Below are 11,758 nucleotides of genomic sequence, written 5' to 3' on the forward strand. Positions count from 1 at the left end.
GTGGGGCTAAGCCAATGATTCCAGTCTGTTTGCTGAAAAATGATGGACTTCACCTCATTTAAATATGTGATTTAACGCATTTTTTGATGATGCCGTTTGGCCTTTGCGTTGACTTTATTTCGGCCAAAAACGATCACTCATGCACCAACCCTTTCTCTCCCTCAGCTAAGGAATCACTGTATGTATAACGTTGCCCTGTTCGGTGCCGGTCGTATCGGTCAAATCCACGCGGCCAATATCGCGGCACACCCAGATTGTCGCTTACAGTATGTGATCGACGTGTATCCTCCTGCCGCACAGGCGCTGGCAGATAAATACGGGGCGACGGTGGTGAGCGCCGGGCAGGCGCTGGATGACAGCAGCATCAACCTGGTCGCCATCTGCAGCGCCACCATCACCCATGCCGACCTGATTGAAGCCTCGGCCAAAGCGGGCAAAGCCATCTTCTGTGAAAAGCCGGTGGATCTGAGTTTAGAGCGCGTCGAGCGCTGCCTGGCCACGGTCAAAGAGTGTGGCGTGACCCTGATGGTCGGCTTTAACCGCCGCTTCGACCCGAGCATGGCGCAGCTTCAGCAAAGCCTGGCCGCAGGCGAGATTGGCAATACCGAAATCGTCACCATTATCTCGCGCGACCCCGGTGCGCCACCGGCGGAATACCTGAAAACCTCTGGCGGCCTGTTCCGCGACATGACCATCCACGATTTTGATATGGCGCGCTGGCTGCTGCAGGAAGAGCCGGTGAGCGTCTATGCCAGCGCCTGTTCGCTGGTCGATCCCGCCATTAAGGCGCTGGGCGATATTGATACTGCCGTCGTCACGCTGACCTGTGCCAGCGGCAAAATGGCGGTGATCACCAACAGCCGCCGCGCCACCTACGGTTACGATCAGCGCATTGAAGTGCACGGCAGCGAGGGGATGCTGGCAGTGAATAACCTGCCGGAAAGCAGCCTGGTAAAATCCGACATTGGCGGCGTGGTGGCGCAGAAACCGATGTATTTCTTCCTGCAACGCTATGCCGATGCCTATCGTCTGGAGTTCGCCAGCCTGATTGAGCACCTGAAGAGTGGCAAAGCCATCTCCCCTGGCGGCGAAGACGGTTTGCAGGCGCTGCGGCTGGCTGACGCCGCGCTGGCGTCGATGAACAGTGGGCAGGTGGTGCGGCTGTAACCCGGCCTAATGCGCCTCAGCGGTCACCGGCGGTGCACTGGCGGCGGGTTTGCGCATCAGCAGCACCATCAGCGTGGTGATGATGAATCCGACCATAATCAGCACAAACGCATCGGCAAAAGCCTGCGTTTGCGCTTCACGGAAGGTGATTGCAGCCAGCTGCTTTAACGCGGCGGTATGGGCGGTAGCGACGTCCATACCGCTCTGCTGCCAGATCTGCGTCAGCGTATCCAGCTGGCTGTCCATCACCTGATTGGTCATATTCAGATGGTCACCCAGCCGGCTGAAATGCAGGTTTGTCCGGTCATTCAATACCGTCCCACACATCGCAATCCCGATGGCGCCGCCCAGGTTGCGCATCAGATTAAACAGTCCCGACGCCAGCTTCAGCCGCTCAGGTGGCAGGCCGCCCAGCGTCAGGGTTACCGCTGGGGCGACGGCGAACTGTTGCGCCGCGCCGCGAAAAGCCTGCGGAAGCAGCAGCTGTTCCGCTCCCCAGTCATGGGTAATCGGGGTGAAAAAGAACATCGACAGGGCAAACGCCGCCAGACCGATCATCATCAGCCAGCGCAGATCCACCCGGTTAGCAAACCACGAGTAGATCGGGATCGACAGGATCTGGAAGATCCCGGTGGAGAAGATCGCCAGGCCAATATCCAGCGCGCTAAAGCCGCGTAAATTGCCCAGAAAAAGCGGCGTAAGGTAGATGGTCGAAAAGATACCGACGCCAGCCATAAACGAGAAAAAACAGCCCAACGCAAAATTACGATCCTTCAGGGCCAGCAAATCGACCACCGGACGCGGATGCCGCAAGGTGCGCCAGATAAACCCTAAGCCCGCCAGGCCAGAAATCCACGCGGTGATAAGGATGGTGCTGTCATCCATCCAACCCCAGCGCGGCCCTTCTTCCAGCGTGTATTCCAGACAGCCCAGCGATAACGCCATCATCAGCATGCCGGGATAATCCGCGCCTTTCAGCAATGACCAGTCCGGCTCATCGACATTGACCAATATGGGCACCGCAATGGTGATAAACATCCCCGGCACCAGGTTAATAAAGAACAGCCAGTGCCACGAGTAATTGTCGGTGATCCAGCCGCCGACGGTCGGGCCAAGCGTCGGTGCCAGCGAAGCCAGCCCGCCCACGGTCGCGGCGGCAATTACCCGCTGCGGCCCACTGAAGAAGGCAAAAGCGGTGGTGAACACCATGGGGATCATCGAGCCGCCCAGGAAGCCCTGCAACGCCCGGAAGGCGATCATACTTTGAATGCTCCACGCCCAGCCGCACAGCAGGCTCATCACCGTAAATCCGGCGGCGGAAGCGGCAAACAGCCAGCGGGTAGACATCACGCGGGCCAGCCAGCCGGAAAGCGGAATAACAATGATTTCGGCAATCAGATAACTGGTCTGCACCCACACCGTTTCATCCGTGCCTGCGGACAGCCCGCCGCCGATATCCCGTAAAGAGGCCGAGACAATCTGGATATCCAGCAGCGCGATAAACATCCCCACGCACATGGTGGCAAAGGCAAAAACCTTGCTCGCCATGCTCATGCCCGCAATACCCGCCTGGGCGTTCATTAGCGGTCCTGCTGGTTAACGTTGACGGTCACCGACAGGCCCGGACGCAACGCGCCAAGCCGGCTGTCGTTGCTGTCTAACAGAATACGCACCGGCACCCGCTGCACGATTTTGGTGAAGTTGCCGGTGGCATTTTCGGCGGGCAACACGCTGAACTGCGCGCCCGTTGCCGGAGAAAGGCTGCTGACATGGCCGTGAAACACCCGGTCGGGCATGACATCAGCACGGATTTCGGCTTTCTGGCCGGGTTTCATCTCCGCCAGCTGGCTCTCTTTAAAATTGGCATCGATCCATAATCCCTGGCTGGGCACCAGTGACAGCAGCTGCGTGCCGGCGGCAGCAAAGGCGCCGGGCCGCGCGCGGCGGTTACCGACCGTGCCGGCAAACGGCGCGCGAATGTCGGTATAGCCGACGTTCAGCTTCGCCATATCCAGCTGGGCCAGCGCCTGTTCAAGGGCGGCCTGCGCCTGCTGGCTGCGGGCATCCAGTACCGCCAGCTGACGCTGCGATGCGGTGGTTTCGGCCTGGGCTTTCTGTTCAGCGGCAACCGCCTGTTGCCAGGCGGCGGCGGCCTGCTCGCGGCTCTGTCGGGAGACGGCGGCGCTGCTCACCAGCGCGGAATAACGCTGATTATCATCCCGCGTGCGGCGGGACTCTGCCTGCGCCGAACGTACGCTGGCCTGCGCGCTGGCAATTGTCGCCTGTTGCAGCTGACGCGTGGCGGCAATGTCCACCAGCTGCGCACGCTGCGCGCTGACGTTGGCCTGCGCCTGCGCCAGTGCCGCCTGATAATCCGCACTCTCGAGGGTAATCAGCCGATCGCCTTGCTGCACCTGCTGATTGTCCAGCACCCAAACCCGCGCAATATAGCCCGGTACTTTGGCTGACAGCACGCTGATATCGCCGCCAACATAGGCATCATCGGTTTGTTGCAGGTATCGCCCGGTGTGATACCAGTGCCAGCCATAGCCCGCCAGCGCGCACAGCAGGACAATCAGCAGCAGAAATGTTAGTGAGCGCTTACGGGGTAGCGTGAACCGGCGCGATGCCGTGGCACCGTCATTCAGGGTCAGGCTCATGATGGGTCACGATAAATGCTGGGTGGGACAAATTTACCGGCAACGCCTGCCCGCTTTTGCTGCACATAATCATGGCGATAGCGCACCGCCTCGTCGGCCGCCGGGCCGGGCACAGAGGCATATTCCGTGGCGGTGATCGCCCGGCCGGTCTGTTTATCGGTCAACTCCAGCTCGACCACGCGGCCTGAACTGCGCTCGACCAGCTGCATCGAGCGGCCTTCCGGCGCAAGCCAGTTGTTGCCCCATTGCAACAGCGACAGGATCACCGGCCGGAAATCACGCCCCATTTGCGTGAGTTGATATTCATAGCGCAGCGGCTTTTCGCAATAGGCGACCCGTTCAAGCAGACCGTCTTCTACCAGGTCTTTCAGCCGTCGGGTGAGGATATTTGGCGCAATATTGCTGCTTTTTTGCAGTTCATCAAACCGCGTCAGGCCGGCAAACATATCGCGCAGGATCAGCATGCTCCAGCTGTCGCCAATTCGGCCCAGGCTGCGGGCAATCGGACAGGACATCTGATAAAGGGGATCGGATTTCATGGCGGGCTTCCACTCGTGACTTGCATTATGCAAGTAACAGTAGCCAGGTCACTTGCATTATGCAAGTGACTTTGTTTCGCCTGCCATCGTTCGCGCTGAAGGCATACTGTTCCCGCGAGGCGCTAACGCTACTGCGCCGCGAACACGCTGGTGTCGGTGATCGACTGGACGTCCACTTTCGCCGGCAGGATCGCCAGCGAGGAGAACAGATCGGAGACCTTCTGCACTTTCGCAATATCGTCCGCCGAGACCGGGCGAATGCCGTGAGAAATCCTGACGGTAATCGCCCTGGCGTCTTCCGGTGACAGTCGGGTCAGTGAAGAGTAAACCTGATTATATTCATCAGGATGCTGCAGCGCCCATTCCCGCGCTTTCGCCAGGCGGCGGGCAAAGTCGGCTATCGCCAGCCTTTTTTGCGGATCCTTTAACGAACTCCCTGTGGCGGTAACAAATGACAGCGCGGTGGTCAGTCCTTTGCCGTCGCGCAGCAGGCGCGCGCCGTGTTGTTCGGCGATGCCGAGATAGGGATCGAAGGTCGCCCAGGCGGCAATCTGCCCGGAGTTGAACGCGGCGCTGGCATCGGTTGGCAGCACAAAACGGACCGGCACCGCATCACGCTTTACGCCCGCCTCTTCCAGCGCCTGATACAGCAAGTGCTGGGAAATGCTGCCCCGGGCGGAGGAGACCACCACCGGTTTGCCCGCCAGATCTTTGACGCTGTGGATCGGTGAATCGGCCGGAACAACCAGCCCATTCGAACCGGGATCGCCGACGTTAGTCGCAATAATCTTTAATTCCACCCCGCCTGAAGCCGCCATCAGTACCGGCAAATCCCCGGCATAGGACGTATCCACCGCGCCGGCGCGTTGCGCTTCGAACAACGGCGCCGCGCCCTGGAAATTGGCCCAGCGATACTGATAAGGCGCGTCTTTCATTACGCCCGAGGCGTCCACCAGCGAACGCAGATTACGCGCCTGATCGCCCAGCACCAGCGTCACGCCTGAAAGGTCACTGGCCGCGCTGGCGGCATAAGTGGTGCAAAGCAGCAGCACAGCCGCTAAATATTTCATGGCGATCCCTTATTAAAGTGCGTTGCGTTGCAGCTGGCGGATATAGGCATCCCAGTGCAGGAGATATTTTTTATTTTTAACGCCGTTATCAAACACCTGCGCGGCTTTCTCCGCCACGTCGTCCGGCACGATGGTCAGCTCGCTGCCGCCGGTCTGGGCAGCCAGCTGAGCCACGCAGGCGCGCTCCAGGTAATAGAGGTTATAGAAGGCTTCTTCAAGATTGTTGCCGCAGGTCAGCAGGCCGTGATTGCGCAGGATCAGCGCGTTGAGATCGCCCAGATCGGCGACGATGCGCTGCTGCTCGTCCAGATCCAGCGCTATCCCTTCGTAGTCGTGATACGCCAGACGTTGGAAGAAACGCATGCTGTGTTGGGAAATCATCAGCAGACCCTTTTTCTGCGCCGCCACGCCAATCCCGGCGGCGGTATGGGTATGCAACACGGCATGGGTTTCCGGGCGCGCGCGGTGGATGGCGCTGTGGATCACGTAGCCGGCCGGATTAATGCCCAGACCGGTGGGATCGTCGATGATCTCACCATCCAGATCGATCTTGACCAGCGTTTCCGGAGTGATCTCATCGAAGGTCTGTCCATAGGCGTTGATCAGGAAGTGAGGCTTTTCCCCCGGCACGCGCAGCGAGAAATGGGTATAGATGTGGTCGGTCCAGCGTAGCTTCGCCGCCAGCTGATAACAGTGCGCCAGTTTGACCCTCGCCTGCCACTCCTCGTCCGTGATCCTGCTCCGTAAAGGCGCTGCACTTTTTAGTACCACCGCATCAGTCATTTTCGCTCCTGTTGTTGTCCGGGTTACGCGGCCAGACCGCGAAGGCATCCTGACACAGGAGAAAAACGGCGGGGAAACGATCAATCCGGCAATAATTTGCAGAATATTGACTAAAGCCCGGTCTCTGCGCTTATGATGCTGGCAGACTGTCTGGCTTTTCGTCAGCTATACCGTCATTTGCGGCTGGCCGGGACTTTTTTACGCAACGTTTTGTTGGGTTACAGAGGTACGACGTGGACTCTATTTTTAAGACCAGCCCGCAAAAGAAGGGCCTTTTTCTGACTATTGCCGGTCTGGCACCGCTGCTCCTCTGCCTGCTGTTTACCTTTATCGACGCCCGACAAATTGTACAACGTCAGCAATCCGTAACGGCCTCAATGCTGCTCACGCAGGCCGAGTCGATTAGCGATCAGGCGTGGAATATGGTCGGCTATCTGCGCAAGTTCTCCGATAAATCCTGCACGGACATTAATGAGCAGCTGCAGGAATACGCCTCGCAGTACCCCTATTTCCGCTCAATCGGCGTGATGCAGGATGACGAAGTCACCTGTTCGTCAATGTATGCCGGTTTACGCGGCGACCTGAAGACCATGCTGCAAGGCCCACCACCAGAAACGCGCAAAGCCTGGGGGATGACCTCGCTGGCCGGCACGTTTTCGGTAAAGGATCGCCCGGCCGTAATCTATGTGCGCGACACCCCGAGCATGTTTAGCAGCTATGCGATAGTGGATGGCCAGTATCTGCTCGACTTTATGGATGCGGTGGGCAAAAGCCACGATTACGCCATCGTGTTGCAGTTTGGCGGCGGTTACCGCATCGCCAGCGGCACGCTCCCGGATGAGCGCGCTTCCCTGCTCAGGGCGCATACGCTGGTTGAAACCTCGCAACGCTATCCGATTGTCGCCACCGTCACCTCGCCTGCGCGTGACCTGGCGTTAACCTGGCGCCACGGCATGGTGACCTTTATCCCGATGGCGGCCATTTTCTCGCTGCTGTTGATGATGGTGACCAACAACTGGCTGAAGCGAAAGGTGTCGATCCGCGACCAGCTAAAGCGGGCGATTCAGCGCCGGGAATTCTCGGTAAATTATCAGCCGGTGTATAACGTGGAGACCGGCAAAGCCTCCGGTGTGGAAGCGCTAATGCGCTGGAAATTACCCAATGGCCGCTGGGCCAGGCCGGACCTGTTTATTCAGGCTGCCGAAGAAGAAGGGATGATTGTCCCGCTGACCCAGTCTTTATTGCAGAATATCGCCGAGGATATGCGCTACTGGCAGATCCCGCCGAACTTCCATATTGGATTGAATATCGCCGGTGAGCATATTCAGCATGCGGATTTTATGGCGGACATCCGTGAATTTGCCGCCAAAATAGCCCACCACCAGCCGAATATTACCCTTGAGCTGACCGAGCGCAGTCTGATTTCCGACGGCGACGATGTGATCAGCAAACTGCAGCAGCTTCGCCGCGAAGGGATTAAAATCGCCATCGATGACTTCGGCACCGGCCACTGCTCGCTCTCTTACCTGCAAACCTTCCCGCTGGACTACCTGAAAATTGACCGTGGCTTCGTGAACGCCATTGAATCGGTTGACGGCGAAGCGCCGGTGCTGGATGCGATTATCATGCTGAGCCATAAGCTGAAGCTGAGCATCGTGGCGGAAGGGGTGGAAACGCCGCTGCAGCTGGAGTATCTGAAAAAGCGTGGGGTGATCTTTATCCAGGGCTATCTGTATGCCCGGCCGATGAACGGCAGTGCGTTAATGGCGGGGATGGAAGAACAAAATCAGCAACCCTGGACGTCAGTGCCAATTCCGGTGAGAGAAGAATAAAGGCGAAGAGTTAGCTGCGACGTTTAAGCGCGGCGCGTAATGCCACGTTGACCGTTTCGTCAGCCACCGGCGGGGTTATTTTTGTTTCGGCTTTAATCCCTACCGCTTCACGGCGGGCTTCTACCCGCTGATTAATGCGTTCCAGCGTCGGCATAATATGATCGGCCAGCTGCTGATACTCCTGATAAATTTCCTCGCGGCGGGAATTGACACTTTGCTCGGCCAGTTTTACACCCAATGCCTGAAAGCGTTCCACCATGCCCTGCATCTGCTTTGACAACAGTCCGTAACGGTTCAGCACCCCAGCCTGCTGCGCCACACTTTTGCTCTGTAAATGCACCTGCTGCACTATTTTATCGACACTTTCACCACAGTTCAGCCACGCGTTTTGCGGCGAAATAACCTGATTATCAATAATGTTAACGGCGTGATAATGACGCCAGAGACGTAAATTATTATCAATGCTTTCTTGCATATTAAGATAATAATTTTCAAAGGTGGTGCTATTTTTATTATACATTGCTGACTCCGCAAAAATGCGGCAGGAAGTATTACCCATAGTCTGTTCGCACGCAACAAATAACTTTTTTGAATGTTATTAACTAATTTCACTTAATTCAGCCAATGAATTATCAGCAATTAACGGTTCTGTTCTCTTCTATTATTCTGCCCATCAGAATGATTACCTGCCAATGGCCGTTTTGCCGCGAAGGAGCCCCGTCGGCGGCTGGCCCTGGCTTTGTTAAATTCCTTGTCTGAATCAGATTCGGTCTGTTGCATCGCTGTAGCTAATTTCAGACAGAAATTATGTTAGCCGCGTAAGAAACGATATACTGAATGCAGACAGTTATCTGTTGATGGGCGCCATTACCCACCACAAATCGCTGTCAGTGGGGCTTCTGGCCCTGCACTATTTGACCCGTTTCGCCCGGTGCCAGGTCTTGCGCACGAGCAGAAAGGGGCAAGAATCTAATTGGGAAACAGACAATTACAGGGTGTTTTATATGAAGCTACGTAGGAAGCGTGTTAAGCCGATTGGCTTAAAAGACGTAACGATCATTGATGATGCCAGGTTACGCAAAGCCATTACCGCAGCGTCGCTGGGTAACGCTATGGAGTGGTTTGACTTTGGGGTTTACGGCTTTGTGGCCTTCGCCTTAGGCCAGGTGTTTTTCCCGGGTGCCGATCCGGGCTTGCAGATGATTGCCGCTCTGGCAACCTTCTCCGTTCCTTTCCTTATTCGTCCTTTAGGTGGTCTTTTCTTCGGCAGACTCGGTGACAAATACGGTCGCCAGAAAATCCTCTCTATCACCATTGTTATCATGTCGGTCAGTACTTTCTGTATCGGTCTGATACCGTCTTACGCCACCATTGGCATCTGGGCACCGATCCTGCTGCTGCTGTGTAAAATGGCGCAAGGCTTCTCGGTCGGCGGTGAATATACCGGTGCGTCGATCTTCGTGGCGGAATACTCCCCGGACCGTAAACGCGGCTTTATGGGCAGCTGGCTGGACTTCGGCTCCATTGTCGGCTTCGTCACCGGTGCGGGCCTGGTCGTGCTGATCTCCACCGTGGTCGGTGATGCCAAGTTCCTTGAGTGGGGCTGGCGTATTCCATTCTTCGTGGCGCTGCCGTTAGGACTGATCGGCATCTACCTGCGTAACGCGCTGGAAGAAACGCCTGCGTTCCAGCAGCACGTGGACAAGCTGGAAAAAGGTGATCGTGAAGGTCTGGCCGAAGGGCCAAAAGTGTCGTTTAAAGAGATTGCCACCAAGCACTGGAAAAGCCTGCTGGCCTGTATCGGTCTGGTGCTCTCGACTAACGTCACCTACTACATGCTGTTGACGTATATGCCGAGCTACCTGTCGCACAATCTTCACTATTCTGAAGATCACGGCGTGTTAATCATCATCGCCATCATGATTGGTATGCTGTTTATTCAGCCGATTATGGGCCTGATGAGCGATAAGTTTGGTCGTCGTCCGTTTGTGATTATCGGCAGTATCGCGCTGATGATTATGGCCATTCCTTGCTTCATGCTGATCAACAGTAACGTCACCGGGCTGATCTTTGCCGGTCTGCTGATCCTGGCGGTGATACTGAACTGCTTCACCGGCGTGATGGCCTCGTCGCTGCCAGCGATGTTCCCGACGCACATTCGTTACAGCGCCTTAGCCAGTGCCTTTAATATCTCGATTCTGGTGGCGGGTCTGACGCCAACGCTGGCCGCCTGGCTGGTTGAATATACCGCGAACCTCTACATGCCGGCTTACTACCTGATGGTGGTGGCGGTTGTGGGCCTGGTCACCGGTATCATGATGAAAGAAACCGCCAATATGCCACTGCGTGGCGCGACCCCGGCGGCTTCCGATATTCATGAAGCGAAAGAGCTGTTGCAGGAGCATCACGATAATATCGAAACCAAAATCGACGATATCAGTGAGCAGATTGCCGAGCTGGAAGAGAAACGTAAGCATCTGATTAATCAGCATCCCAATATCAACGAATAACGTTGGTCTGGACTGATAGCAGCAAAAGGCCCGCGAAATTCGCGGGCCTTTTTTATGGCTTAACGTTTTTAGTGCCCGTTTGCGGTGCTGTCTGGCGTGGTCCAGTAGGTGCCCTTTTCGGCTAACGGCAGGAACTGCTGATTCATCTCATCCAGCGTTTTACGCGGGTCGAGATCGGCAAACAGCTGGGGATGCAGCGCCTTCGCGAAGATCTCCACATCCAGCAGATGCCACGGACTCATATAGAAGTTGTGCCACACCGCCAGCGCCCGACCATTGCGGATGGCCGGCAGCTGGGAGATGACCGACTCATTCGCCAGCGTCTTGCTGAAGCTCTGCTGAGCCGCCGCCGCACTGACCAGTGGCCCAAGCTGAAGCTGCTCCGTTTGCTGCGGGCCGCCCGAGCCGGTGGCCAGGTAAACCTCCGGGTTGGCGGCAATAATCGCTTCCGGGCTGAGCTGGCCAAACACGCCGCCAAACCGACCCGCCGCAATATTATTGCCCCCGGCAAACGCCAGTAAATCGGCCAGATTGCCGTGGCTTACCGTGGTGCAACATTCCTCTCTGCGGCCGATATGCAGCTGCAACAGCACGCTCGGTTTTGCCGGATTGGCGGTTGCCAGCCGATCGCGGATCAGATTCATATGCTGCTGATAGAAATCAATAAAGCGCTGCGCTTTCGCCTGGTCATTCAGCGCTTCGCCAAGAATTTTCAGGCTCGGCACGGTGTTTTTCAGCAGGTCGACGCGGGTATCGATATAGATTACCGGAATGCCCGCCGCAGTAAGCTGCATCTGGAAGCTGTCATGATTGCTTTCCTGTTTGGCGTACACCGGCAGGATCACCAGATCGGGCTGCAGGGCGATCACCTTCTCCACGCTGATCTGGGTGTAATTCGACTTGCCGACCAGCGGGATGGTTTTGATCTGCGGGAATGCATCAACGTAACGATCCCAGGTCTGACGATCCAGCTTTTGCAGATCGCCCGGCCAGCCCACCACCCGTTTCGCCGGATTGCCCTCTTCCACCAGCGCCAGGGTGTAAATCATCCGGCTTTCCCCCACCACGATCCGCTGCGGGTTATCCGGCACCTCTACCTTGCGTTGCAGAATGTCGGTGATGGTTTTCGCCGGTGCCACGCTGCTGACCAGCATCAGCAGCAGGCTGATCAATGCCCTGTTCATCGCTTTTCCTTCT

At 56.8% G+C, this 11,758-nt stretch carries 10 protein-coding genes; 3 read left to right on the forward strand and 7 right to left on the reverse strand.

Annotated elements, in window-relative coordinates:
* Positions 1–180: 180 nt before the first annotated feature.
* On the forward strand, positions 181–1,167 hold the full coding sequence (gene iolG / locus E2F51_RS05720) for an inositol 2-dehydrogenase (protein WP_134822945.1): 987 nt from the start codon (positions 181–183) through the stop codon (positions 1,165–1,167).
* 6 nt (positions 1,168–1,173) lie between these two features.
* Here the strand turns inward: iolG and E2F51_RS05725 are convergent, their stop codons facing one another.
* The 5 genes from E2F51_RS05725 to E2F51_RS05745 form a co-directional block, all read right to left on the reverse strand.
* On the reverse strand, positions 1,174–2,748 hold the full coding sequence (locus E2F51_RS05725; protein WP_167738383.1) for a DHA2 family efflux MFS transporter permease subunit: 1,575 nt from the start codon (positions 2,746–2,748) through the stop codon (positions 1,174–1,176).
* On the reverse strand, positions 2,748–3,827 hold the full coding sequence (locus E2F51_RS05730) for an HlyD family secretion protein (RefSeq protein ID WP_134822946.1): 1,080 nt from the start codon (positions 3,825–3,827) through the stop codon (positions 2,748–2,750). The genes E2F51_RS05725 and E2F51_RS05730 overlap by 1 nt, the downstream gene beginning before the upstream one ends.
* Positions 3,824–4,366, reverse strand: coding sequence for a helix-turn-helix domain-containing protein (locus E2F51_RS05735; protein WP_134822947.1), 543 nt, complete (start codon positions 4,364–4,366; stop codon positions 3,824–3,826). Before E2F51_RS05735 ends, E2F51_RS05730 begins: the two co-directional genes overlap by 4 nt.
* A gap of 128 nt (positions 4,367–4,494) precedes the next feature.
* Positions 4,495–5,436 carry an ABC transporter substrate-binding protein gene (locus E2F51_RS05740; protein WP_134822948.1) on the reverse strand — a complete coding sequence of 314 codons (942 nt, stop codon included), beginning with the start codon at positions 5,434–5,436 and terminating at the stop codon, positions 4,495–4,497.
* A 12-nt stretch (positions 5,437–5,448) separates the two neighbouring features.
* On the reverse strand, positions 5,449–6,219 hold the full coding sequence (locus E2F51_RS05745; protein WP_134822949.1) for a class II aldolase/adducin family protein: 771 nt from the start codon (positions 6,217–6,219) through the stop codon (positions 5,449–5,451).
* Positions 6,220–6,452: 233 nt separating this feature from the next.
* On the opposite strand from E2F51_RS05745, the gene E2F51_RS05750 reads away from it, so the two are divergent.
* On the forward strand, positions 6,453–8,051 hold the full coding sequence (locus E2F51_RS05750) for an EAL domain-containing protein (RefSeq protein WP_134822950.1): 1,599 nt from the start codon (positions 6,453–6,455) through the stop codon (positions 8,049–8,051).
* A gap of 10 nt (positions 8,052–8,061) precedes the next feature.
* Here the strand turns inward: E2F51_RS05750 and E2F51_RS05755 are convergent, their stop codons facing one another.
* Positions 8,062–8,571 carry a hypothetical protein gene (locus E2F51_RS05755; RefSeq protein WP_053141437.1) on the reverse strand — a complete coding sequence of 170 codons (510 nt, stop codon included), beginning with the start codon at positions 8,569–8,571 and terminating at the stop codon, positions 8,062–8,064.
* A 484-nt stretch (positions 8,572–9,055) separates the two neighbouring features.
* Between E2F51_RS05755 and proP the strand changes: the two genes are divergently transcribed.
* On the forward strand, positions 9,056–10,561 hold the full coding sequence (gene proP, locus E2F51_RS05760; RefSeq protein ID WP_053141435.1) for a glycine betaine/L-proline transporter ProP: 1,506 nt from the start codon (positions 9,056–9,058) through the stop codon (positions 10,559–10,561).
* 68 nt (positions 10,562–10,629) lie between these two features.
* Here proP and E2F51_RS05765 read toward each other — a convergent pair whose 3' ends face one another.
* A complete protein-coding gene (locus E2F51_RS05765; protein WP_134822951.1) occupies positions 10,630–11,745 on the reverse strand; it encodes an ABC transporter substrate-binding protein in 1,116 nt (371 codons plus the stop codon).
* Between the last annotated feature and the right edge of the window lie 13 nt (positions 11,746–11,758).

This window comes from Erwinia sp. QL-Z3 (assembly GCF_004551645.1).
Taxonomy (GTDB): Bacteria; Pseudomonadota; Gammaproteobacteria; order Enterobacterales; family Enterobacteriaceae; genus Erwinia; species Erwinia billingiae.

What these genes read in the sequence shown, in the direction of transcription:
- E2F51_RS05745 (WP_134822949.1), bottom strand. Translation starts at nt 6,219, where the DNA reads ATGACTGATGCGGTGGTACTAAAAAGTGCAGCGCCTTTACGGAGCAGG.
- E2F51_RS05740 (WP_134822948.1), bottom strand. Translation starts at nt 5,436, where the DNA reads ATGAAATATTTAGCGGCTGTGCTGCTGCTTTGCACCACTTATGCCGCC.
- E2F51_RS05735 (WP_134822947.1), bottom strand. Translation starts at nt 4,366, where the DNA reads ATGAAATCCGATCCCCTTTATCAGATGTCCTGTCCGATTGCCCGCAGC.
- E2F51_RS05755 (WP_053141437.1), bottom strand. Translation starts at nt 8,571, where the DNA reads ATGTATAATAAAAATAGCACCACCTTTGAAAATTATTATCTTAATATG.
- E2F51_RS05765 (WP_134822951.1), bottom strand. Translation starts at nt 11,745, where the DNA reads ATGAACAGGGCATTGATCAGCCTGCTGCTGATGCTGGTCAGCAGCGTG.
- E2F51_RS05725 (WP_167738383.1), bottom strand. Translation starts at nt 2,748, where the DNA reads ATGAACGCCCAGGCGGGTATTGCGGGCATGAGCATGGCGAGCAAGGTT.
- proP (WP_053141435.1), top strand. Translation starts at nt 9,056, where the DNA reads ATGAAGCTACGTAGGAAGCGTGTTAAGCCGATTGGCTTAAAAGACGTA.
- E2F51_RS05730 (WP_134822946.1), bottom strand. Translation starts at nt 3,827, where the DNA reads ATGAGCCTGACCCTGAATGACGGTGCCACGGCATCGCGCCGGTTCACG.
- iolG (WP_134822945.1), top strand. Translation starts at nt 181, where the DNA reads ATGTATAACGTTGCCCTGTTCGGTGCCGGTCGTATCGGTCAAATCCAC.